Here is a 22625-nt window from a genome sequence, read left to right on the forward strand (position 1 = left end):
TCGAGCGAGGAGGCCCGGCGCGTCTGCGCCGGGCCTCGTGCTGACTCTGCGCGAGCCCACGGCGACCGGCTTGACGCTGTTGCCGATAATCGTCGCCATGTACTACACGGACGCGCCCGGGGTGCGGCGGCATCGTCACCCCGAGGCCGGCAAGGGTCGTACCAAAGTCGCCTTCGCAGTCGTCGTCCTGCTGCTGGCGGCCCTCGGCGTCGGCGGGTACGCCGGCTACGACCGCGTCCGTGGCTTCTTCTCCGCGGCCGACTACGACGGGTCGGGGGTGGGGGACGTGCGGGTGGAGATCGGCGCCGGCTCGCTCACCGCCGTGGGTGACACGCTCGTCCGGGCCGACGTCGTGAAGAGCACCAAGGCGTTCATCGGGGCGGCCGAGAAGAACCCGGCCGGCACCGGCATCCAGCCCGGCACCTATGCGCTGCGTAAGCAGATGTCGGCGGACGACGCGGTGACGTTGCTGCTCGACCCGAAGGCCCGGGTCTTCGAGGGCGTCACGATCCCCGAGGGCAAGACCGCCAACCAGGTCTACACCATGCTGGCCAAGGCCACCGGGGTGCCGGTCGACGACTTCAAGAAGGCCGCCCGGGACCCGACGGCCCTGGGCGTGCCCGACTCCTGGTTCGTGCGCACCGACGGGCAGAAGGTCACCCGCTCGATCGAGGGCTTCCTCTTCCCGGCCGGTTACGACTTCAAGCCCGGCAAACGGGCGGCGGACTACCTGCGGATCATGGTCGAGCACTTCATGAAGGTCGCCGGCGAACTGGATCTCACCACCGGATCGAAAGACCGGGACCTCTCCGCGTACGAGGTTCTGACCGTCGCCTCGCTGGCCCAGGCCGAGGCCGGCAACACCGCCGACCTGGGCAAGGTCGCGCGCACCGCCTACAACCGCCTGCAGGTCGGATCACCCGAGATCCCGTGCAAGTGCCTCGAGTACGACGTCGGCATCAACTACTACTACCAGCTCACCGGCCGGCCCACGAAACCGTCCGGGAAGATGACCACCGAGGAGCTGCGGGACAAGAAGAACCCGTACCGCCTGCACGGTAAGGAGGGGCTGACCCCGACGCCGATCAACAACCCGGGCCGGGCGGCGCTGGAGGGCGCGCTGGATCCCCCGCCGGGGGACTGGTTCTTCTTCGTGGCCATCGACAAGCAGCGCCATTCGGCGTTCGCCAGGACCCTCGCCGAGCATCGGGTGAACGTCGACAAGGCCAAGAAGGCGGGCGTTCTCTAGTCGGTGCGAACCGTGTTCATCTCGGCCCAGCGGTCGCCGACCTCGTCGGGCGGGAGCGGCCGGCCGAAGAGGTAACCCTGGCCGTACTGGTAGCCGAGGCTCTGGATCAGCACCCGCTGCTCGTCGGTCTCGATGCCCTCGGCCACCGAGGAGAAATCCAGCGCGGTCGCCATCTGGCTGACCGCGGTGGCGACCGCCGCCTGCCGGCCGACCGTGGTGATCGACTCGACGAACGAGCGGTCCAGCTTCAGCGTGGTCACCGGGACGGTGAGCAGCAGGCCCAGCGAGGACGCGGCGGTGCCGAAGTCGTCCAGGGCCAGCCGGATGCCGAGACCGCGCAACCGCAGCATCGCCTCGGCCGACTCCTCGTCGTCGAGCACCGCGGTCTCGGTCACCTCGATGCTCAGGCAGCTCGCGGGCAGGCCGGAGTCGCGCAGCGCGGCCGCCACCTCGTCGACGAAACCGGCCGTGCGCAGCTGCGGGCCGGCCACGTTGACGTTGACGGTCAGGTCCTCGGCGGCCGGGAAGGCGGAACGCCAGTGGGCGGCCTGCCGGCAGGCCTCGCGCAGCGCCCAGCCGCCGATCGCCACGATGTGCCCGGAACGTTCGGCCAGCGGGATGAAGTCGACCGGCGAGACCACCCCGCGGGTCGGGTGGTTCCAGCGGATCAGCGCCTCGACGCCGGTCATCCGCTGGTCGTCGAGACGCACGATGGGCTGGTAGACCAGGGTGAACTGGCCGGCCTCGACGGCCGCGCCGAGCTCGCGCACCAACTGGGCCTCGGCGCTGATCTTGGCGCCCATCTCGTCGCTGTAGATCACCCAGGTGCTCCTGCCGCGCCGCTTCGCCTCGTACATCGCGATGTCGGCGTTGCCGAGCAGCGTCGACGCCCCCTCACCGGGGCGGGAGCCGGCCACGCCGATGCTGGCCCGGGTGGTGATGATGCGGCCGTCCAGGGTCAGCGGCTCGGCCAGCCGGCGCAGGATGTCCTCGGCGACCCGGCCGGCGCCCGCACTGTCGCAGTCCGGCAGCAGCACGGTGAACTCGTCACCGCCGAGCCGGGCCACCAGGTCGCCGTCGCGCACCGCCGCGCACAGCCGCCCGGCCACCTCCACCAGCAGCGCGTCCCCGGCGGCGTGCCCCATGGTGTCGTTCACCGTCTTGAAGTCGTCGAGGTCGATGAGCAGCACCGTCCCGGTCGTACCGGCCAGCTCCTGGTTGAAGCGGGACCGGTTGGCGAGCCCGGTGAGCCCGTCGGTGGACGCCTGCTCGCGCAGCAGCGTCTCCTGGTCGACCAGCCGCTCCACCGCGACGTCGAGCCGGCCCACCAGGCGCACGTTGTCCTGGAAGGCGATCAGCTGCCGGCCCGCCACCAGCGCGGTGATCACCACGACACCGGCGGTCGCCCCCCACAGCCGGGTGGACGCGTCCCCCGGAAGGACCAGGATGAAGACCACGAAGGTCAAGGCGCTCATCCCGTACGGCAGAAGGCTGTAGGGCCGGCGCCGGACGCTCCCCGCCGCGCCCCCGATGCGGGCCGTGACCTCCTGGATCCGCGGGCCGATCGCGATCAGCAGGGACGGCAGCAGCAGCACCATGAAGACGTAGTAGTGATCGTGCCGCTGGAACGGGCCCGGCAGGAACGCCGCGAGGCCCTGCACCACCGGCGCCGCGACCATCGGCCACGCCGCGATCCGGGCCATCGGCGGACGCGGCACGAGCGCCACCTTGGTCGCCGAGAAACCGCCGACGACGACAAGCGCGGCGGTGATGCTGGCCGTCACCCGGTCCAGCTGCGCGTCGACCGGGTTGACCGCGAAACACCAGGCCGTCACGCCGCCCGCGACGAGCACGGTGGTGGCGTCGAGCCAGAACACCAGCTTCTCCCGCGCCGTCTTGAGGCCCTGCGGGAAGAGCATGCAGGCCATCACGTTGCTGAACATGCCGATGGTGAAGAACGCGGACTGCACGGTGCCGCCGCTGGTCGACGCCCGCTCCGGGGCGAGCAGCGAGGACAGCGCCTGGAAGCTGTCGCCGGCGGTGAACGAGCAACCGGCGAACGCGATCGCCGACCAGAACCGCCGGTAGAGCGCGCCGAGCGCCCGCAGCCGCCACGCCCCGTAGGCGAGCGCCGCGTCCATCGGCACCTGCGCGACCCAGAGAACCTGGATCTGCCGTGTCCGGTCGCCCTGGAAGATCCCGAACAGCAGGAACCCGGCTACGGTCACGGCGAACAGGGCGAGCAGCACTGGATCTCGCCGGATAGCTCTCATCGCCTCTTCCCCACCGTACGTCCGCTGCTGTGTCTTTCGGCTGACAGACGATGTCGATGAGGAATTCAGCGGTTGGAGTTCCGCCTCGTCGGGCACAGTGCTCCGGTGGGTGAACTACGTACTTCTCCGCCTCCGCCGGACGCCGAGGAACTGGAGGTCTGGCCGCTCGACTCGACCATGCAGCTGCGCGAGCTGCGCGCCGCCCTGGTCGCGGCACTCAACCGGCACACGCCGGCTTCGCGGGCGGAACTGGACGACATACCCGACCGGATGGTGCTGGTCGCCACCGAGCTGGCGACCAACGCGATCCGGCACGGCATCCCGCCGACGGTGGTGCGCCTGTTGCGTACGCGGGACGAGTTCGTCCTCGACGTGGCCGACCACGACCTGACTGCCGTCCCCGAGCTCGCCGACACCCGCCCGCTCGACTCCGGCGGCCGCGGTCTGCACCTGGCGAACGCGTTCGCGCTGAAGGTCGGCTGGTACACCAGCGACCGCACCAAGCACATCTGGGCGGCGTTCCCACTGGCCGTATGACGGCTCAGGACTGGGCACCGACCTGCTGAGTCCGCTGGATCACGGTCCACAGAATGCTCGGCGCGGCCGTCCCCTGCACGGTCGAGACCGTCTTGCGCTGCCCGCCGCGCCAGGTCACCGTGACCCGGTAGGCGTACCGGTCGCAGCACGCGTTGGCCGGCAGGTAGCTGCCGCGCAACCGCCGGAAGTCGTTGCTGCCGGCCAGCCGCAACGGCTCCCGGCCGCCGGCGGTGGAACGGTCGACGACGTAGGACACGCTGGTGCCCGCGAAGCCGCCGGTCCGCTCGAGCACGATCCTGGTCGCCGAGCTGCTGAACGGGTAGCTGACGGGCTTGCCGGCGGTCACCGCCGTGGCTTCCCGGGCGGACGTGGCCTCCCGGGCGGGCGAGGCGAGGGCCGGCGAGGCGAGGGCCGGCGTGACCGTGGCGACGGAACAGACCGCGGCAAACGCGGCAATCATGCGCAACTTCATGGCAAACTCCCGTGTCCGGCGTTTTCTCACAGGGAGAACGCGGGACCCGATCATCTGGTTACGCCCAGTTTCTCTACAGCTCGGCCGGGCGGGCCAGGTGGTAGCCCTGACCGAAGCGGACGCCCACCGCGGCCAGCCGGGCCAGTTCGGCCGCCGTCTCGATGCCCTCGGCGACCAGGCTCGCCCCGATCTGGCCGGCGAAATCGTTCAGGCAACCGGCCAGGGCACCCTTCACCGGGTCGGTGTCGACGTCGCGTACCAGGCTGATGTCCAGTTTGATCAGGTCGGGCCGCAGGCGGAGCACGTGCGCGAGGCTCGCATAGCCGGCGCCGGCGTCGTCGACGCTCAGGCGCACACCGGCGCGGCGCAGCGCCGCCAGCGCGCCGGTGAGCAGGTCGTAGTCGCTGACCTGGGTATGTTCGGTGATCTCCACGGTCAGCCGGGGGCCGGCGTGGGCGAGCAGCGTGTCCAGTACCTCGCCGTCGAGCAGCGCCTCGGCCGACAGGTTGACCGCGAGATAGGCGTCCCCCGGCAGGTCCGGCAGCCGGTCGACGGCCCGCCGGAGAGCGAGGTGCTCCAGCGGTACGCCGAGGCCGCACAGCGAAGCCGCCGCGAACGCCCGGTCCGGCCCGGTGAACGCGTCGAACCGGGCCAGCGCCTCGTAGCCGACCGTGACCCGGTCGCCGAGCCGGACGATCGGCTGGAACACCATCCGGACGGCCTGGTGGTCGAGCACCTCCTGAACGGTGTGCCGGGCCGAGTCGACGGAGTGCCGCCGCGCGGTGAGCGGCCCGGTCATCTGATCGCCGATCAGGTCGGCGATCAGCCCGAGATAGCGGATCGCCTGCTGGTCGAGGGTCGGGTCGGGGTGCCGGCTGCCGCAGCACAGCATGCCGGCCGTGGTGCCGTCGGCCGAGCGCCACGGCACCCCGCAGTAGGAGCCGATGTCGAGGTCGCGGGTGGTGTCGAGGTCGCGGGTCACCGGGTGCCGGCGCACGTCGTTGATCACGTCCGGCAGCGTGCCGGCGAGCACCCGGGCGCAGAACGAGCCGAGTTGCCCGACCCGTTCGCCGACCGGAAGCCGCATCGGCTCGGCGGCGCCCGCCGCCGCCCAGACGGTCAGGTCGTCCGACCCGAGCGTGGACACCCAGGCCGCCTCGACCCCGAGGTGGAGGCGGACCTTGTCCAGCAGCCGCTCGACCTCATCGAGGCCGGTCATCGTCGCGGTATCCACGATCGCTCTCCTCGCACCCCCGGCGGTCGCCTCGCCTCACCCGGCGGCGCCACCAGGCCTGGTCATCGGCCCGGGGCCGCCGGTCCTGAGGAAAAGCCCGGCCGTTCGGCGACGTCAGCGGAAGGTGATGTCGGTGACGCGGGAGCCGGCTTCCAGGATCAGGTAGAGGTCGTGGACGCCGTCGGCCGCGGTGACCGGGACCGGGGACGCGCCCGGGGGGACGGTGGCGAGGGGGGTGCCGGCGTACGGGTCGTCGAGGCGGAGTTCGACCGGGGGGCCGTCGCCGCCGAGGGTGACCTCGTGGGCTCCGGTCAGGTCGATGCCGGACAGGCAGCACCAGGCGCCGTCCTCGGCCGCCCGGACCGCTTCGCCGCGGGTCGGGTCGCCGGTGGCGGCGAGGGTGGTGCCGCTGTACTCGTCGTGGTCGACGGCCGGGATGGGGTGGTCGAGGGCGCGCCGCGGGCCGATCCGGCGGCCGCGCACCGACAGCGACGCGGTCAGGCGGATGTCGCTGGCGGAGCGGCCCACCATGATCTTGTGGCGGGCCGTCTCGACCACGAAGCGGTCGCTGGTGACGTCCCAGAAGTGCAGGTCGTCGACCGTGAGGGAGAAGGTGACGAGGGACGACTGGCCGGGCTCGAGGGTGAGCTTCTCGAAGGATCGCAACTGGCGCAGGGGCTGCTTCACCCGGGAGAGCTGCTGGTGGGTGTAGAGCTGGACGACCTCGCTGCCGGGGCGGCGGCCGGTGTTGGTGACCCAGACGGTGATCGTGACCGTGTCGCCGGCGGCCGCGGACGAGTGCGAGACGTCGAGGTTGGAGTAGTCGAACGTCGCGTACGACAAGCCGTGCCCGAACGGGTAGAGCGGGGTGCCACGGTAGTACTGGTAGGTGGCGTCGTTGGTGATGATGTCGTAGTCGAGCAGGTCCGGCAGTTCGCAGGCGCTGCGGTACCAGGTCTGGGTGAGCCGCCCGCCCGGGTCGGCCCGGCCGGTGAGCACGTCGGTCAGGGCCCGGCCGAGCTCCTGGCCACCGTGCGACGTCCACAGCACGGCGGGGAGGTGGTGGTCGGCCCACTCCACCGCGTACGGGTAGCTGGACACCAGCACCAGGGCGGTGTTGTGGTTGGCCGCGTGCACCTCGCGCAGCAGCCGGTCCTGGGCCGGGGGCAGTTTCAGGTCGGCCCGGTCCTCGGTCTCCCGGCCGTTGACCAACGGATGGTTGCCGACCACGACGAGCACGGCGTCGGCGGTGGCGGCCAGGTCGGCGGCGTCCGCGGCCCCGTCGACCAGGGTCTCGAGGCCGAGGCGGGCGGCCCGCGGGCCGAGGTCGAGCTGGGCGGTCAGCGACCCGAGGTCGGTGTTGCCGGGGGAGGCGTGGGTGCGCAGCGCCACCGTGCCGTCCGGCCGGCGGTCCAGTTTGAACATCTCCCGCACCACCCACTCGGACGGGCCGGGTGAGTCGGCCGCGAGGCTGCCGTCGGCGGCGCGCAGGAATTTGCCGTTCACCGTGGACCGCAGCGTGACGACGCCGTTGCCCCAGTCGAAGACGTCGAACCCGCAGACCTCGTCGACCAGGTGCACGCCGTCCGCGTCGGCCGCCAGGTAGTGGTCGCCGAGCCGCAGCGCGATCCGGTCGACGCCCTCGGTGTGCAGGATCCGCGCGTCCCCGAAGACCTCGGCGAGGCCGTCGCGCACCGTCGAGGAGTAGGGCAGTGTCCCGGAGTACCAGTCGGTGTAGTTCTTCGCGGCGTGCGGGCCGACCACCGCGACCGTCCGGTGCCGCGCCGGATCGAGGGGGAGCAGGCAGCACTCCGACTTGAGCAGGGTGATCGACTCGCGGGCGGCCAGCCGGGCCAGCTCCCGGTGCTCGGCGCAGTTGATCACGTCGGTGGTGATGTCCGCGTACGGCCGGTCGTCCACCGGGTCGAACTCGCCCAGGCGTACCCGTACCGTCAAGGCCCGCCGGACGGCCCGGTCGACGTCGCCTTCGGTGACCAGACCCCGTCGCATCGCCTCGTCGATGCGTTCGATGGTCACGAACGAGCGGTTGTCGGCGTCGGTGAAGCTGTCGATGCCGGCCTTCAGCGCGGCCGCGTGGCTCTCCGCGTGATCGGGGAACCACGCCTGCTGGTCGGGGTCGGCCAGGTTGCTCGGCGCGTAGGCGTCGGACACCACGAAGATCTCGTCGGTGGTCCAGGTGCGCAGTTCGTCGTTGAGGTACGGGGTGACATGCGCGGGCCGCCCGTTGACCAGGTTGTACGACGCCATCACGGCCACCGCCGAGCCGCGCTCGATCGGCCGCCGGTAGCAGGGCAGCTCCCATTCGCGCAGCACCCGCGGACTGAGGTTGCTCGACGTGAGGCACCGGTCGGTCTCGCTGCCGTAGCCGAGGAAGTGCTTGAGGGTGGGCGCGGTCCGCAGCACGCGCGGGTGGTCGCCGGCCAGCCCGCGCGCGTACGCGTCGCCGGCGAGCGAGGTGAGCAGTGGGTCCTCCGCGTACCCCTCCTCGTTGCGCCCCCAGCGGGGGTCGCGCAGCGGGTTGACCACCGGCGCCCAGACGTTGAGGCCGCACCGTGTGGGGTCCTTGTGGTGCAGGCCGCGCACCTCGGTGGCGACGGCGGTGCCGACCCGGCCGATCAGTTCCAGGTTCCAGCTCGTCGCCAGGCCGATGGCCTGCGGGAAGACGGTGGCCTCGCCGAGCCAGGCGAGCCCGTGCAGGGCTTCGGTGCCGGTGGTGAACGCGGCCAGGCCGAGCCGGTCGATGGCCGGCTGGTGCTGGTGCAGCATCGCGATCTTCTCCGGCAGGGTGAGCCGGGCGAGCAGGTCGTCGACGCGCTCGGTGAGCGGCGCTTCGGCCTGGCGGAAACGCGGGTTCTCACTCATTGTCACATCCGTCGAGGCAGTCGAAGCGCTTCGACACGAGTCCCTTGTGTGTCGAAGGTGTTTCCGGGATTTGACGTGATGTCTACCGCAGCTGATCAGGTCAGTCAAGCGATGATGATCTATCGCGGTCAAGGAGTTGGGAGCGCTCCCGCGTCGATCGCGTCGAGCACGTGGGTCGCGCCGCCGGCCGCCGCCGCGCTGGAGTCGAGGGCCGAGGCGATGATCCGGGTGCCGCCGCCGGCGCCGGCCACCGAGCGGGTGACCAACTCGCGCGAGGCGTCCGGGATGAGCCAGGGCGCGAGCACCGTGAAGTAGCCGCCGAGGGCGACGAACTCCGGGTTGATCAGGTTGGTGAGCATCGACAGGCCGTGGCCGAGATGCCGGCCGGTGGCGGCGAGGGCGTCGAGCACCCGGGCGTCGCCGGCCTTGGCCAGCCGATGTATCTCGTCGACCTGCGGCCCGAACTCGGACGGCGACACGGTCGCCTCCGGTAACGCCCGGCGGATCAGCGCACCCAGCCCGGCGAGGGACTCGACGCAGCCGTGCCGGCCGCAGCCGCACAACGGGCCGGCCGGGTCGATCGGCAGGTGGCCGAACTCGCCGGCGAAGTTCCGGTTGCCCTGCAGCAGCCGCCCGTCGGCGATGATGCCGGCCCCGATGCCCGCCCCGCCGGCCAGATAGACCAGGTTGGCGCTGCCCTGGCCGCCGAACCGCTGCTCGGCGAGCACCGCGAGGTTGGCGTCGTTCTCCACCAGCAGCGGGAAGGCCGGTTCCTGCAGGGCGCTGAGCAGCGACTTACGCAGGTCGACCTGGTGCCAGCCGAGGTTGGGGGCCAGCTCGATCACGCCGTCGGGGTCGACCAGGCCGGGCACCGCCACGGTCAGGCCGAGCACCCGGCGTTCCTCGCGGACCATCTTGGCGATCGCGCGCTTGGCCAGCGCGGCCAGCGAGGCGATGGCCGGGCCGGGGGCCGAGGAGGCGCCGGCGAACGAGCGGCGCCACGACAGCAGGCGCTCGCCGGCCAGGTCGAGGGCGACCGCGGTGAGGTAGTCGGCGTTGACCTCGAGGCCGATCGCCGCGTAGGGGGAGCCGTCCAGCACGAGCATCATCGCCGGCCGGCCGATGCTCTTCTCCGACATGCCGACCTCGCGCACGAGCCGGCGCCCGATCAGGTCGGTGACGAGGCTCGACACGGTCGCCTTGTTGAGGCCGGTGGCGGCGGCGATGTTGGCGCGCGAGCAGGGCGCGTTGATCCGCAGATGACGCAGCACGACGGCGAGGTTCGTCGCCCGTACGTCCGCGAAGTCCGCAGGTTGCGGCCCGCCGTCCTTGGTGAACACCAATGGCCCCTGCCCCCGGTCCCATACCCTCGCCGCCCATCATGCCGCACCCCGGTGAGGGGTTGTGAGGTCGGATGGCCTCGGCTACTTTGTTTGTTTAACGACCCAACTAAAGGTTATCGATGTCTGGGCCGCGAAGGCAAACAAATTCGAATCCGGAAGTTCGTATCCCGGAAGGGAGTGACATAGTGAACCCTCTCGATGGAGTCCGTGCCGACCGTCGCCGGTTCCTGGAGTTGACCGGTCTCGGCGCGCTCGCGATCGCGGGGAGCGGGGTGCTGGCCGGGTGCGGCGACGCCAAGACCGGCGGCGGTCCGGGCACGACCGACAAGGGCCAGCTGGGCAAGATCCTCCCGGCGTACGTGCCGGCCACCGCGCTCACCCCGGACATCCCCGGTGTGGTGGGGGCGAACGGCTTCACCTCGACGCCGGTGTTCCTCAAATACCCGGCCAGCCCCGTCACCACCGTGACCGGCGTCCCGGGCAAGGGCGGCTCCTACACGACGATGACCCCGCTGTGGGGCTCCATCCCGTCGTCGAAGGGCAACAGCTACTACGAGACGGTCAACGCGGCGCTCGGGGCCGACCTCAAGATGCAGCCGGCCGACGGGGTCAACTACGAGAAGATCCTGCCGCCGCTGTTCGCCGGCAACAAGCTGCCCGACTGGATGATGATCCCGAGCTGGAACATGGGCAACCTCGGTTTCGCCGACGCCGTCAACAAGTTCGCCGACCTCGGGCCCTACCTGTCCGGCGACGCCATCAAGGCGTACCCGAACCTGGCCGCCATCCCGACCGCCGCCTGGCAGTCCTGCATCTGGAACGGCAAGTTGTTCGGCCTGCCGACGTTCTACAGCGGCGCCACCGCCGGCGGGGCCCTCTTCTTCCGCAAGGACATCTTCGAGAAGGAGGGCATCAACCCCGACAGCATCAAGTCGCCGGCCGACCTCGAAGGCATCGCCAAGCAGCTCACCGACCCCAAGGCGGGGCAGTGGGCGTTCGGTGACTTCTTCGACTACATGGCCCACGTCTTCCACTACCCGGGCGACCCGTACCGGTGGTCGGTCGACTCCAGCGGCAAGGTCGTCAACCGCTACGAGATGCCCGAGTACCTCGAGGCCCTCAACTGGTTCGCCAAGCAGGCCAAGGCCGGTTACGTGCACCCGGACGCCCTGGCCGGCAAGAAGGAGGAGGGCAAGCAGCGCTTCTGGAGCGGCAAGGAGGTCATCACCGGCGACGGCACCGGCAGCTGGACCGGCGCCGACGAGGAGTCCGGCCGGGCCGCCAACCCCGCCTACGTCAAGGCCGCCTTCAAGCTGCTGGCCAACGACGGCAAGCCGGCCATGCCGATGAACCCGGCCGCCAGCATGTACTCCTTCCTCAACGGCAAGCTCAGCGCCGACCAGATCAAGGAATGCCTGTCGATCGCGAACTACCTGGCCGCGCCGTACGGCTCGACCGAGTGGCTCACCGTCAACTTCGGCAAGCAGGGCCTCGACTACACCATCAAGGACGGCAACCCCCAGCTGACCGAGAAGGGCAGCAAGGAGGTCGCGCAGACCTACCAGTTCCTGGTCACGCCGATCACCCCGGTGCCGGTGAACCCCGGGCACGAGCAGGTGGCGAAGGACTACGCGGCCTGGGAGGCCGACATGGTGAAGTACGCGACGAAGCCGTCGTTCTACGGCATGAACATCACCGAACCGGCCCAGTACGCGAACCTCAACCAGCCGATGGTCGACGTCTCGCAGGACGTCCGGTACGGCCGTAAGCCGATCTCCGCCTTCCAGGACGCCCTCGCGACCTGGCGCAGCTCGGGCGGCAACGAACTGCGCAAGTTCTACGAGGACGTCAAGAACAAGTACGGAACGGGTCAGTGACAGCTCTTCACGAAGCGCCACCCACCGCCTCGGCGCGGCCCAGCCGCGCCGAGGCGCGCACCCTGAAGAAAGCCGACCGGCGGCGCCGGTTCCTGCGTGACCGCGCGCTGGTCGTGATGACGCTGCCGGCGATCGCGCTGGTGCTCGTCTTCAACTACGCGCCGATGTTCGGCACCGCGACGGCGTTCCAGACCTACAGCATCTACGCCGGCTTCTGGCACAGCCCGTGGAGCGGGCTCGACACGTTCCGGCGGCTGTTCGGCGACCCGCTGTTCTGGTCGGCCTTCGAGAACACGCTGACGCTCAGTCTCGTCCAGCTGGTGCTGTTCTTCCCGGTGCCGATCCTGCTCGCCATCCTGCTGAACTCGGTGCTGAGCACCAAGGTGCGCACGTTCGTGCAGTCGGTGGTCTACCTGCCGCACTTCTTCTCGTGGGTGCTCGCGATCACGATCTTCCAGCAGATGCTCGGCGGGGCGGGCGCGCTCAACCAGTTCCTGCGCTCGCACGACCTCGGCACGTGGGACATCATGACCAACCCGGACACCTTCAAGCTGCTGGTCACCGCCCAGGTGGTCTGGAAGGAGGCGGGCTGGGGCATCATCGTCTTCCTGGCCGCGCTGGCCGCCATCGACCAGCAGCTCTTCGAGGCGGCCGCGGTCGACGGGGCGGGCCGGTGGCGGCGGCTGTGGCACATCACGCTGCCCGGCATCCGCGGCATCGTCGTGCTCATGCTCGTCCTGCAACTCGGCAACGTGCTCACCGTCGGCTTCGAGCAGATGCTGATCCAGCGCCTCGCGGTCGGCCGGGACGCCTCCGAAGTGCTCGACACCTACGCCTACTACTACGGCGTGGTCAACGCGAACTTCAGCATCGGGGCGGCGGCATCGCTGTTCAAGGGCCTCCTCTCGCTGATTCTCATTCTCACCGCCAACAAGGTGGCCCACCTGTTCGGCGAGGACGGACTGTACCGGCGATGACTGCCACCGCACTGGCCCGCGCGGCCGAGAAGACCCGCCGCAACCGCAACCGGCCCCCCTGGGAGGAGCCACCGACCGCGGCCGGGCAGGCCGGCAAGGGCGCGGTCCTGGCGTTCATCGTCCTGGTCGTGCTCATCCCGCTCTACATGGTCGTGCTGACCAGCCTGTCGACCCAGGGTTCGATCAACCAGGCCGGCGGAATGGTGCTGGTGCCGCACGGCATCACCGTCGAGGCGTACCACCAGATCTTCACCAACAACCTGGTGATCAGCTCGCTGATCGCGAGCCTCGGCATCACCGCCGTCGGCACGCTGCTCTCGGTGGTGGTGACGGTCCTCTGCGCGTACGGCCTGTCCCGCTACCGCTCGTGGGGCCACCGCCCGATCCTGATGCTGCTGGTCGTCACGATGTTCTTCAACGGCGGCCTGATCCCCACCTTCATGGTGGTGGCCGGACTCGGCGGTTACGACAACTTCTGGGCGCTGATCCTGCCCAGCGCGGTGAGCGTGTTCAACATCCTGGTGATGCGCGGCTTCTTCGCCAACACGTCACGCGACCTGATCGACGCGGCCTACGTCGACGGGGCCGGCGAATGGCGGATCCTCACCCGGATCGTCCTGCCCACGTCGCGGGCCGTGGTCGCGGTGATCTCGCTGTTCTACGCGGTCGGCTACTGGAACACGTTCTTCAACGCGCTGCTCTATCTGCCGGACAACCAGAAGTGGCCGCTCCAGCTGGTCATCTACACGTACACCCTGCAGGGCAACCCGATGCCGGGCATGGGTGTCACCCAGACCGGCACGTACCTCGGCGCCCAGCAGATCGCCCCGCTCTCCATCCAGATGGCGGTGGTGACCCTGACCCTGATCCCGATCCTGATCATCTACCCGTTCGTGCAGCGGCACTTCGCCAAGGGCATGCTCCTCGGCGCGGTCAAGGGATGATCCGGTTCGGCGGCGACTACAACCCGGAGCAGTGGCCCCCGTCGGTGTGGGCCGACGATGTGGACCTGATGCTCCGGGCCGGCGTCAACCTGGTCACGGTCGGCGTCTTCGCCTGGTCGCGCCTGGAGCCCGCGCCGGGGTCGTTCGATTTCGGGTGGCTCGACGAGGTGCTCGACCTGCTTCAGGGCGCCGGGATCGGGGTGTGTCTGGCGACTCCCACCGCTTCACCGCCACCGTGGTTCTCTTCCGAGATGCCACAGAACCGTGATGGTGTACGGCTGTCGTACGGTTCCCGGGACACCTATTGCGTGAACGCCCCGTCCTACGCGGCGGCCTCCGCGCGGATCGTCGATGCCCTCGCCACCCGGTACGCCGCACATCCCGCGGTGCGGCTCTGGCATGTCCACAACGAGTACGGCACGACCTGTTACTGCGACCATTGCGCCGTGGCCTTCCGGCACTGGCTGGCCGCCCGCTATTCGGACGTCGCGGTGCTCAATGAGGCGTGGACCACCGACTTCTGGTCCCAGCGTTACGCGTCCTTCGACCAGGTCCGCCCCCCGCGCGCCACCCAGTACCTGGGCAACCCGGCCCACCTGCTCGACTACCGCCGCTTCGGCTCCGACGCGATGCTGGCGCACTACCTCGCCCAGAAGGCCCGGCTCGCCGCGTCGCCGGCCCCGGTCACCACGAACTTCGCCCTCGGCGGCTGGGTGCCGGTCGATCACGCCCGGTGGGCCCGCGAGGTCGACGTGGTGGCCATCGACGACTACCCGGAAACCCTGGCCGACCGCGCCTTCGCCGCCGACCTGGCCCGCGGCTGGGCCCGCGGCGGCCCCTGGATGCTGATGGAACACGCGCCGTCGCCGGCGGCCCGCGAGATCGCCGAGCCGTACCTCGCCCGGGGCGCCACCGGCATCCTCTACTTCCAGTGGCGGGCCAGCCGCGGCGGCGCCGAGCAGTGGCACCCGGCGATGGTCCCGCATGCCGGTCCGGAGACCCCCGTCTTCCGCGAGATCTGTGCGCTCGGCGCTGCGCTGCGAGGCCGCGCCCCGACAGTCGTGACCGCCCGGACCGCCCTGCTCTACGACGAGCCGACGATGTGGGCCCTGCAGGCCCCGCACCTGCCCGCGCACCCCGACTACGACCGGACCGTCCGTCGCTGGCACCGAGCCCTGGGCGCCCCGGTCGACGTGCTGCCGCCGGGCGCGCCGCTGGCCGGTTACGACCTGGTCGTGGCGCCCCAGCTCTACCTGCTGTCGGCGGCCCACCACCGGGCCCTGCGCGACTACGTGCGCGGTGGCGGCCGGCTCGTCCTCACCCACGGCACCGCCCTGGTCGACGACCACTGCCGGGTCACGCCGGGCGCACTGGACGACCTGCTCGGCGTCCGCGTCATCGACCCGTGGACCGGCGCCCTCGACCGCCCCACCGCCGAGCCGGCCCCGTCCGTGCTCGAGAACCACTACGGCGCCGGCACGGTCCGCTACCTGCCCGCCGACCTCGACGATCTCGATGCGACACTGCGGACGTGGCCCCGACCCTCGTGACGGTGCCCCGACTCGGCCTCACCGGTTGGGTCGTCGTACTGCTCGCCATCGGCTACTCGGCGATGCTGGCCCTGGTCGGCCATCGGGCGTACGCGGTGCTGCGGTCCGTGCGGCCCATTGACCCGGACGCGCTGGTCGCCTTCTACCGGGCCGACGTGGTCCGCAAACTCGGCCTGCTGCTCCCACCCGCCCTGCTGCCGCTGGTGGTGCCCCAGCTGCGGCCCGCGCACCTGGGGCTCACCTGGCCGCACGCCGCCGGCGACCGGCTCCGCTTCTTCGTCGAGCTCGCCGTGCTGATCGTCGCCGGCGGCCTCTGGTGGCGGCGGCAGGCCCGGCGCGGGGAACCGGTGCCCCGCCCGGCCCGCCTGGAAGTGCTGGTCCCCGCGACCCGGGCCGAGCACCGGTGGGCGTGGGCGGCCTCGATCAGCGCCGGGGTCGGCGAAGAGCTCATGTTCCGCGGCCTGCTCGTCCTCGCCGGCCTGGCGGCCGGGCTGCCCCCGGTCGCCGCGGCGCCGGCCGCCAGTGTCCTGTTCGGCGCCGCCCACCTCTACCAGGGCCGCTCCGGCATGCTCGGGACCGCCGGGCTGGGCCTGGTGTTGTGCTACTTCTACCTGCCCACCGGCAGTCTGCTGTTCCCGATCGTGCTGCACGTCCGGCTCGACCTGCGCGCGCTGGTGATGGTCCCGACCCCCGTCAGCCGCTCCTGAACCACCCGGTGTCGTCAGCTTCGGCCTCGCGCCTGCGGTAGAACGGCTCGGAGAACGGTGGATCGAACCGTTCTTGTCCAACGTGGATCGTCACCGCCTGGGCCACGGCACACCATTCGCCGGCCCACAGCCTCCCGAGCCGCAGCACCGCGGGCCGGGTGCCGTCGGCGAGCGTGACGGCGGGCGTGGTGCCGGCGGGAGCCTCGCCGAAGACGAGCCACCACGTCGCCACGCCACCCCATTCGCCGCCCCGTGCCTGCGGCCGAGCCAGTCCGCTCCACCGGATCCAGTCGTCCTCGGCGGGCCGATGGGAGCCGTCCTGCTCCGCCTGGAACTGCACGTCGCCGAGGTCCCGCCAGAAGCCGTCCCCGCGCCACTGCAGCCACCAGCCGAAACCGGGCAGCCGCAGGGTCGTGACGCCGTCGTCGAAAGGTCCGACATCCCGGGTGCCCATGCGACCTCCGCCGTACGCCGCGCTTCTGATGATCAAATTAGCCCGGCGAGGGCCTGCCGGCCTGTCGATCGGACGTCTCCACCATGCATCTGCTGGTACTCGGCGGCACCCGTTTCGTGGGTCGCGCCGTCGTCGACCACGCCTTGGCCATCGGCGCCGAGGTCACTCTCGGCAACCGGGCCGGACCGCCCCGCAGTGGTACCCCGACGTGGAAACCGTGCTCGGTGACCGAACCCTCGGCCGGCCGCCGGTTCGACCTGGCCCCGGGCGGCTGGACCGACCACGCGGCCGGCGGTCAGGAGCCGTTGTCCCCGGCGGACGAGGCGCGGCTGCTGGCCGGCCGCTGAGCGGTACGTGGGTCCGGCGACGGCGAGACCGACGGACTTGCGTCGGCTGCTAGTCTGAATTCAGACTAGTACATTCCTTGGACTAGCCGGGAATGTGAGGAGGTGCGCCGTGGTGGAGCCTGATCCGGCCGGGGGATGGCTGCGCGGGGCACTGGAGCTCGCCGTCCTGGCCGTCCTGTCGGAGGGCGACCGGCACGGCTACGCGCTGGCTCAGCGCCTCGCCGAGCACGAGGTCGGCCAGGTCAAAGGGGGCGCGCTCTATCCCGTGCTCGGCCGGCTCGAGGCGGCCGGGGCGGTGGCCGCCGACTGGCAGCCGGGGGAGGGCGGCCCGGGGCGGAAGGTCTACGCGATCACCCCCGCGGGCCGCGGTCGCCTCGCCGCCGAGCGCGTCCAGTGGCGGGCTTTCGCCACGGCGTTCGATCGCATGCTCACCGTGTCGGCGAAGGGGGCTCCTGATGGTCGAGACTGAACCGTTCGAGGCGTGGGAACTGAAAGCCCGAATCGCCCTCGGCGACCAGGGCATGGGATATCACGCCGCGAACCCGATCATCGCGGACGTCCGCGCGCACTGCGAGTACACCGGCGAGTCGCCCTACGAGGCGTTCGGCGACCCGCGGGAGTTCGCCGCGACCACGGCCGCCGACCAGCCGCCGGAGCTGTTGGAGAAGGTCGGCCGGGACGGTCTGACCGCGATCGACCAGCTGACCGGTGAGCTGTTCGTGCTGTCGCTGGCCGCGGTCGTGCTCCCGCTGTTCTTCGCGGTCAAGGAGAAGACCTGGTCTTTCCCGGCGACGGCGGCGGCGCTCACCGGCACGGCGCTGCTGGTCCTGGCCCTGTTCGCGGTCGGCAGCGGGCCCCGGGCGCTGCGCGCGGCCGGTCGGCCCGGACTGACGAAGTTCAGCTACCTCGCCGCCGGGCTCCTCGGTGCGGGCGCGGTGGCGGCCTTCGCGGGACTCCCGCACGAGCACCTCTTCCCGGTGCCGGCCCTCGCGATCGTCGCCCTCGCCCTGGTCGGCCTCTACCTGTTGACCCGCGGCCCGAAGAAGCCGGCCGAGTCGGCCCCGCACGTGCCGCCCACCCCGCGGACGGCCCGGCCGGTCGGCGCCGAGGCGTGGCTGACCCGCCTGACCGGGCTGCTGATCGGCCGCTACGACCTCGCCCCGGAACGCGCCGTGGAACTGGCTCGCGAGGCCGGCACGCATCTGGCCGACTCGGGGCGTACGCCGCAGGAGGAGTTCGGTCCGGTCGAGGACTACGCGCTCGAGGTCTCCCGGCACGAACCGGTCCGCAAGGAGCCGTTCCACCGCACCCGCCCGGCCCGGCTCCTGGGCGCCGTCCTCGGAGTGCTGATCTGCGGCGGGGCCTTCCTCGGCTGGCTGGACGGCGGGCCGTCGTGGGCGGCCTGGTCGGTGGCCCTTCCCGCGACGGTGGGCGCCCTCTGGATGCTGGTGCGCTCGATCCGGTAGGGCGGGCGTCGTCCGGGCGTGACCGGGCCGACATCGCCGGGCGAGCCACTTGACGAATTTGGCTAATGCGATTAGCTTTTAGCTAACGGAATTAGCCAACTGCTGGGAGGCACGTGATGACCGAACTTCTGACCGTCGACGGCGGCACCATCGCTTACGAAGTGACCGGCACCGGCCCGCTCGTCGTGCTGGCGCCGGGCATGGGCAACGCCCGCGACGCCTATCGGTTCGTGGCACCCCGGCTCGCGGCGGCCGGCTACCGGGTGGCGACGGTCGACCTGCGGGGCGCCGGTGAGTCGAGTGCGGTGTGGCCGTCGTACACCCGTACCGATATCGCGGGTGACCTGATCGCGGTGATCCGCCACCTCGGGGGTCCGGCCGTGCTCGTCGGCCACTCGATCTCCGGCGGCGCCGCCACCATCGCCGCCGCCCAGGCGCCCGACCTGATCACCGGCCTCGTCGAGCTGGCCCCGTTCACCCTCAAGCAGTCGTTCAAGCTGGGTGACCTGCGGGTCGCGAGCTATCGCAAGGGCATGCTGAAGATGTCCGGGGTGATGCTGCGCGGCAGCCTGGCGTCCTGGCGGAGCTACCTCGAGCTGGCCTACCCGGGCCGCCGGCCCGCCGACTGGACCGCGCACCTGGCCGCCGTCGACGCCATGTTGCGCGAGCCCGGCCGGCAGGCGGCGCTGCAGGGGATGACCAAGACCACCCCGGCCGACGCCGAGGCCCAGCTGGGCAACGTGCGCTGCCCGGTTCTGATCATCGAGGGCTCGCTCGACCCGGACTGGGCCGACCCGCGCGCCGAGGGCGAGGCGATCGTCGCGAAGCTGGCTCCCGGCCAGGCCCGCCTCGAGGTGATCGAGGGCGCCGGCCATTACCCGCACGCTCAGTACCCGGACGAGGTGGTCGACCTGATCCTCAGCTTCGTCCGGTCCGACGCCCGTGCCTAGGGCCGGACTCGACGCCGCCGGCCTCGTCACGGCCGGCGCCGACCTGGCCGACGAGATCGGTTTCGGCAACCTGACGATGGGCCTGCTGGCCGAACGGGTCGGCGTGCGCACGCCGTCGCTCTACAAACACGTCGACTCCCTGGACGCCCTCCGCCACGCCATCGCCAACCAGGCCCGCCGCGAGTTCGCCGAGGTGCTGGCCCGCGCCGCGGTCGGTAAGTCCGGGCCGGAGGCGGTGCGCGCCTTCGCCGACCGGTACCGTCGCTGGGCCCTCGACCACCCGGGCCGCTACGCCGCGACGGTCCGGGCCCCCGAGGCCGGCGACGCGGAGGGCCACCAGGTGAGCGGCGACGCCTTACAACTGATGTACGACGTCCTGGCCGGGTTCGAGCTGAGCGGCACCCGGGCGATCGACGCCGCCCGGGTCCTGCGCTCGTCCCTGCACGGCTTCGCCACCCTGGAGAGCGCCGGTGGGTTCGGCCTGCCCCAGGACGTCACCCGCAGTTACCACTTCCTCGTCGACACCCTGATCGCCGGCCTGGCCCACAGCGCCCCCGACGACGTCGCATAACCGACGTCCCGTTCGTTCAGGTCGCGCGACTTCCTGCCGATGGGGCAGATGAGTCGGCCAGGGAGCGGTGATGGACGGGCACGAGCAGCGTTGGTTCGGGGTCGGGCGCAGTGTGCTCGCTGATCCGGCCGAGGCCGGGGCGGAGGCCTGCCGGGCCGCGCTCGACGGCCGGCCGGCCACCCTGTTGATCGTCTTCGCCTCGCCGTCGCACTCGACGCCGGCGATGGCCGCGGCCGTGCACGCCGCAGCCGGCGGTTCCGTGCTGATGGTCGGCTGTTCGACGTCCGGCGAGTTCAGCGCGGCCGGGGTCGGCGCCGGCGTGGTGGTCAACGCGCTCGGCGGGGCCGGTTTCTCGGCCGCGGTACGGGCGGTGCCGCAGGGCAGCACCGGGCTGTACGAGGCCGGTGTGACCGCCGCGTCCTGCCTCGACGACATCGACGCCGAGCACCGTACGGTCCTGCTGCTCGGCGACGGGCGAAGCACCGACCAGCAGGAGATGGTGCGGGGCGCCTACGCCACCGCCGGCGCCGCGGTGCCGTTGATCGGTGGCTGTGCCGGCGACGCCATGACGCAGACCGGCACCTGGCACTTCTTCAGTTCCGGCGGCGACGTCCAGGTGCTGCCGAACGCCGTGCTGGGCGCCGCGATCGGCTCGACCAAGCCGCTCGGCATCGGCATCGCACACGGCTGGCACCGGGTCGGCGAGCCGATGGCGGTCACCCACAGTGAAGGCGGCAAGATCTTCGAGCTTGACGGCGAGCCCGCCCTGGACGTGTACGCGCAACGCACCGGCTGCCCGCCCGAGGTGCTCGCCGACGCCGGGGCGTTCCTGATGTACGCCGCGGTCCGCCCGCTCGGCCTGGCCCGGCGCACCGGCGAGGACATCCGGATCATCTTCGCGGCGGACGCCGAGGACCGGTCGATCTCCGGGCTCGCCGACACCCCGGAGGGCGCCCTGGTGTGGTTCATGGAGGCCGATCCGGACGCGATCGTGGCCGCGACGGCGGTGGCCGCCTCGGCGGCGCTCGAGGAGATCGGCGGCGAGCGCCCGCTCGGCATGCTGGTCTTCGACTGCTGCGTGCGCACACTGGCCCTGGGGGAACGCACCGGACAGTCCGTCGATCGGCTGCGAGAGATCCTCGGCCCGGTCCCGTTCAGCGGCTTCTACACCAACGGCGAGATCGTCCGCCGGCCCCAGGCGAAGGGCATGCACCACCTGACCGTCGCCGCCCTCGCGGTGCTCTGATCGACGACGATGGCCGGTTGGTCCCTGCTTCAGCTCACCGAGTTCTTCAGTGCCATCACCCGGGCCGACGACGTCGCCGTCGCCGCCCGCATCGCCGTGCAGCGGACGACCGAGGCGACCGACGCCGAGGTCGCCGCGGTGGTCTGCGACGCCGAGGTGGTCGCCTCGGTCGGGCTGGGCCGTGCTCCCGATCCGGCGGTCTTCGTCGGCCTGCGCGGCGGGGCCGACGTCACGACGCTGCCCGGCATCGGGCCGATGCACCTCGCCATGCTGGCCATGGACCGCGACACCGGCGCCCGGCTGATCGTCGCCCGCGCGGACGAGCCGTTCATCGCCGAGGAACGCCAGATGCTGCAGGGCATGGCCCGGGTGCTCGGGCTCGCGCTGCGCGGGCTGCGGACCCTCGAGAACGAACGGCGCCTGCGCCGCGAACGGGAGCAGGAGGCCGACGCCCGGCTCAAGCTGGTGCAGGCGCTCGCCTGGCGGGAACGGCTGCTCGAGACGCTGCTGCGGGTGCAGCGGGCGGCCAACCAGCATCCGCCGCTCGGCGAGGCGCTCGACGCCATCACCGGTGGCGCCCGGATGCTGCTGGACGACGTCACCGCCGCCCTCGTGCTCCGCGAGTCGGGCGACCCGGCGGCGCTCACCGTCGCCTCCCTCAGCGGCCCACCGGTCGATCAGGACATCCTGGTCGAGGTGGGCCGAGCGGCCGTGGTGGCGAACCGGCCGGTCACCGAGGGCCGGCTCAGTGCCGTACCGGTGCACATCGGCGACGACGTGGCCGGCGCCTTCGTGCTGGCCGACCACACCGCCGCCGAGGAAGGTCTCCGCGCTGAGGGCGGGCGTGCGGACGCGGGCAACGATGAGCGGCGGGACGTGCTGGCGGCATTCGGGGAGCAGGCCAGCCTGGCGCTCACCGGCGCCTCGACCCGCGCCGCCGTGCACGCCGCCCACCACGATCCGCTGACCCGGCTGCCGACCCGGTCGCTGTTCCTGCAGCGCGTCCACCAGATGCTCGCGGCTGCGCCCCGACCCGGGTCGGCGGCCCTGCTCTACCTCGATCTCGACCTGTTCAAGCAGGTGAACGACACCCTCGGGCACGCCGCCGGGGACGAGTTGCTGCGCCGGGTCGCGGAGCGGCTCACCGGGGTGGTCCGCGCCTCGGACATGGCGGCCCGGCTGGGCGGCGACGAGTTCGCGATCGTCCTCGAACCACTGGCCGGCCGGCACGAGGCGGGGGTGATCGCCCAGCGGCTGCTCGAGGCGATCGCGACGCCGTTCGACATCGGCGGCCGCACCGTCGTCACTCGGGCCAGCGTCGGCATCGCCTACAACGATCACGGGCACACCGCCGACGGCCTGATCGAGGAAGCCGACCTGGCGATGTATCGGGCGAAGAAGTCGATGCCGGGCACCTACCGGGAGTTCGAGCCGTCGATGCTCGACCCGGCGGTACGGTCCGTGCCCGGCTGAGCGTTGACGGCCGCCCGGTAACGGCCGGCTGGGCGGTCGCTGACGACTTGACCGGTCCCGCGGCCGGGCCGA

Annotated in this window: 20 protein-coding genes; 14 read left to right on the forward strand and 6 right to left on the reverse strand. The window is 71.5% G+C overall.

Annotated features, from left to right (window positions below):
• The coding region (mltG, locus tag Afe05nite_RS39235) for an endolytic transglycosylase MltG (RefSeq protein WP_307835673.1) at positions 1-1249 on the forward strand (1249 nt) is incomplete at its 5' end.
• On the opposite strand, the gene Afe05nite_RS39240 is transcribed toward mltG, so the two are convergent.
• Positions 1246-3522, reverse strand: coding sequence for a putative bifunctional diguanylate cyclase/phosphodiesterase (locus Afe05nite_RS39240; protein WP_203822409.1), 2277 nt, complete (start codon positions 3520-3522; stop codon positions 1246-1248). The genes mltG and Afe05nite_RS39240 overlap by 4 nt on opposite strands.
• A gap of 105 nt (positions 3523-3627) precedes the next feature.
• On the opposite strand from Afe05nite_RS39240, the gene Afe05nite_RS39245 reads away from it, so the two are divergent.
• Positions 3628-4059 (forward strand): ATP-binding protein, encoded by a 432-nt coding sequence (locus tag Afe05nite_RS39245; RefSeq protein ID WP_203822410.1) that lies wholly within the window; start codon positions 3628-3630, stop codon positions 4057-4059.
• A 4-nt stretch (positions 4060-4063) separates the two neighbouring features.
• Here Afe05nite_RS39245 and Afe05nite_RS39250 read toward each other — a convergent pair whose 3' ends face one another.
• The 4 genes from Afe05nite_RS39250 to Afe05nite_RS39265 all read right to left on the reverse strand — a co-directional run bounded on the left by Afe05nite_RS39250 (position 4064) and on the right by Afe05nite_RS39265 (position 9988).
• Positions 4064-4519 (reverse strand): protealysin inhibitor emfourin, encoded by a 456-nt coding sequence (locus Afe05nite_RS39250; RefSeq protein WP_203822411.1) that lies wholly within the window; start codon positions 4517-4519, stop codon positions 4064-4066.
• A gap of 85 nt (positions 4520-4604) precedes the next feature.
• Positions 4605-5765 carry a sensor domain-containing phosphodiesterase gene (locus tag Afe05nite_RS39255; protein ID WP_239118550.1) on the reverse strand — a complete coding sequence of 387 codons (1161 nt, stop codon included), beginning with the start codon at positions 5763-5765 and terminating at the stop codon, positions 4605-4607.
• A 114-nt stretch (positions 5766-5879) separates the two neighbouring features.
• Positions 5880-8648: a glycoside hydrolase family 3 protein gene (locus Afe05nite_RS39260; protein ID WP_203822412.1), complete on the reverse strand. Its 2769-nt coding sequence runs from the start codon at positions 8646-8648 to the stop codon at positions 5880-5882.
• Between the two features lie 128 nt (positions 8649-8776).
• Complete coding sequence (locus Afe05nite_RS39265) at positions 8777-9988, reverse strand: ROK family transcriptional regulator (protein ID WP_203822413.1); 1212 nt, start codon at positions 9986-9988, stop codon at positions 8777-8779.
• 188 nt (positions 9989-10176) lie between these two features.
• Between Afe05nite_RS39265 and Afe05nite_RS39270 the strand changes: the two genes are divergently transcribed.
• Genes Afe05nite_RS39270 through Afe05nite_RS39290 form a run of 5 tightly spaced genes read left to right on the forward strand, consistent with a single transcriptional unit; the run spans position 10177 to position 16046 of the window.
• Complete coding sequence (locus Afe05nite_RS39270; RefSeq protein ID WP_203822414.1) at positions 10177-11868, forward strand: type 2 periplasmic-binding domain-containing protein; 1692 nt, start codon at positions 10177-10179, stop codon at positions 11866-11868.
• Positions 11865-12845, forward strand: a complete 981-nt coding sequence (locus Afe05nite_RS39275) for an ABC transporter permease (RefSeq protein WP_239118551.1) — start codon at positions 11865-11867, stop codon at positions 12843-12845. Before Afe05nite_RS39270 ends, Afe05nite_RS39275 begins: the two co-directional genes overlap by 4 nt.
• A complete protein-coding gene (locus Afe05nite_RS39280; RefSeq protein WP_203822415.1) occupies positions 12842-13789 on the forward strand; it encodes a carbohydrate ABC transporter permease in 948 nt (315 codons plus the stop codon). Before Afe05nite_RS39275 ends, Afe05nite_RS39280 begins: the two co-directional genes overlap by 4 nt.
• The gene (locus Afe05nite_RS39285; RefSeq protein WP_203822416.1) at positions 13786-15339 is read left to right on the forward strand and encodes a beta-galactosidase; all 1554 of its coding nucleotides are present in this window, start codon (positions 13786-13788) and stop codon (positions 15337-15339) included. The genes Afe05nite_RS39280 and Afe05nite_RS39285 overlap by 4 nt, the downstream gene beginning before the upstream one ends.
• Positions 15321-16046, forward strand: coding sequence for a CPBP family intramembrane glutamic endopeptidase (locus Afe05nite_RS39290; RefSeq protein WP_203822417.1), 726 nt, complete (start codon positions 15321-15323; stop codon positions 16044-16046). Before Afe05nite_RS39285 ends, Afe05nite_RS39290 begins: the two co-directional genes overlap by 19 nt.
• On the opposite strand, the gene Afe05nite_RS39295 is transcribed toward Afe05nite_RS39290, so the two are convergent.
• Positions 16033-16500: a hypothetical protein gene (locus tag Afe05nite_RS39295; protein WP_203822418.1), complete on the reverse strand. Its 468-nt coding sequence runs from the start codon at positions 16498-16500 to the stop codon at positions 16033-16035. The genes Afe05nite_RS39290 and Afe05nite_RS39295 overlap by 14 nt on opposite strands.
• An 83-nt stretch (positions 16501-16583) precedes the next feature.
• Here Afe05nite_RS39295 and Afe05nite_RS39300 point away from each other — a divergent pair, with 83 nt between their 5' ends.
• The 7 genes from Afe05nite_RS39300 (at position 16584) to Afe05nite_RS39330 (ending at position 22553) form a co-directional block, all read left to right on the forward strand.
• A complete protein-coding gene (locus Afe05nite_RS39300; RefSeq protein ID WP_203822419.1) occupies positions 16584-16847 on the forward strand; it encodes a hypothetical protein in 264 nt (87 codons plus the stop codon).
• Between the two features lie 109 nt (positions 16848-16956).
• A complete protein-coding gene (locus Afe05nite_RS39305; protein WP_239118552.1) occupies positions 16957-17316 on the forward strand; it encodes a PadR family transcriptional regulator in 360 nt (119 codons plus the stop codon).
• Positions 17303-18313 carry a hypothetical protein gene (locus Afe05nite_RS39310; protein WP_203822420.1) on the forward strand — a complete coding sequence of 337 codons (1011 nt, stop codon included), beginning with the start codon at positions 17303-17305 and terminating at the stop codon, positions 18311-18313. Before Afe05nite_RS39305 ends, Afe05nite_RS39310 begins: the two co-directional genes overlap by 14 nt.
• Before the next feature lie 116 nt (positions 18314-18429).
• On the forward strand, positions 18430-19263 hold the full coding sequence (locus Afe05nite_RS39315; RefSeq protein WP_203822421.1) for an alpha/beta fold hydrolase: 834 nt from the start codon (positions 18430-18432) through the stop codon (positions 19261-19263).
• Positions 19256-19834, forward strand: coding sequence for a TetR/AcrR family transcriptional regulator (locus Afe05nite_RS39320; RefSeq protein WP_203822422.1), 579 nt, complete (start codon positions 19256-19258; stop codon positions 19832-19834). Before Afe05nite_RS39315 ends, Afe05nite_RS39320 begins: the two co-directional genes overlap by 8 nt.
• A gap of 70 nt (positions 19835-19904) precedes the next feature.
• Entirely contained in the window at positions 19905-21080 is a 1176-nt protein-coding gene (locus tag Afe05nite_RS39325) for an FIST signal transduction protein (RefSeq protein WP_203822423.1), read from the forward strand.
• A gap of 9 nt (positions 21081-21089) precedes the next feature.
• The gene (locus tag Afe05nite_RS39330; protein WP_203822424.1) at positions 21090-22553 is read left to right on the forward strand and encodes a GGDEF domain-containing protein; all 1464 of its coding nucleotides are present in this window, start codon (positions 21090-21092) and stop codon (positions 22551-22553) included.
• Positions 22554-22625: the final 72 nt, after the last annotated feature.

It is taken from the genome of Paractinoplanes ferrugineus (assembly GCF_016862195.1).
In the GTDB taxonomy this organism is placed as follows: Bacteria; Actinomycetota; Actinomycetes; order Mycobacteriales; family Micromonosporaceae; genus Actinoplanes; species Actinoplanes ferrugineus.

Excerpts from the sequence above, each read along its gene's own strand:
- Afe05nite_RS39240 (WP_203822409.1), bottom strand. The coding sequence starts at position 3,522 with ATGAGAGCTATCCGGCGAGATCCAGTGCTGCTCGCCCTGTTCGCCGTG.
- Afe05nite_RS39250 (WP_203822411.1), bottom strand. The coding sequence starts at position 4,519 with ATGATTGCCGCGTTTGCCGCGGTCTGTTCCGTCGCCACGGTCACGCCG.
- Afe05nite_RS39260 (WP_203822412.1), bottom strand. The coding sequence starts at position 8,648 with ATGAGTGAGAACCCGCGTTTCCGCCAGGCCGAAGCGCCGCTCACCGAG.
- Afe05nite_RS39280 (WP_203822415.1), top strand. The coding sequence starts at position 12,842 with ATGACTGCCACCGCACTGGCCCGCGCGGCCGAGAAGACCCGCCGCAAC.
- Afe05nite_RS39285 (WP_203822416.1), top strand. The coding sequence starts at position 13,786 with ATGATCCGGTTCGGCGGCGACTACAACCCGGAGCAGTGGCCCCCGTCG.
- Afe05nite_RS39295 (WP_203822418.1), bottom strand. The coding sequence starts at position 16,500 with ATGGGCACCCGGGATGTCGGACCTTTCGACGACGGCGTCACGACCCTG.
- Afe05nite_RS39300 (WP_203822419.1), top strand. The coding sequence starts at position 16,584 with ATGCATCTGCTGGTACTCGGCGGCACCCGTTTCGTGGGTCGCGCCGTC.
- Afe05nite_RS39310 (WP_203822420.1), top strand. The coding sequence starts at position 17,303 with ATGGTCGAGACTGAACCGTTCGAGGCGTGGGAACTGAAAGCCCGAATC.
- Afe05nite_RS39315 (WP_203822421.1), top strand. The coding sequence starts at position 18,430 with ATGACCGAACTTCTGACCGTCGACGGCGGCACCATCGCTTACGAAGTG.
- Afe05nite_RS39325 (WP_203822423.1), top strand. The coding sequence starts at position 19,905 with ATGGACGGGCACGAGCAGCGTTGGTTCGGGGTCGGGCGCAGTGTGCTC.
- Afe05nite_RS39330 (WP_203822424.1), top strand. The coding sequence starts at position 21,090 with ATGGCCGGTTGGTCCCTGCTTCAGCTCACCGAGTTCTTCAGTGCCATC.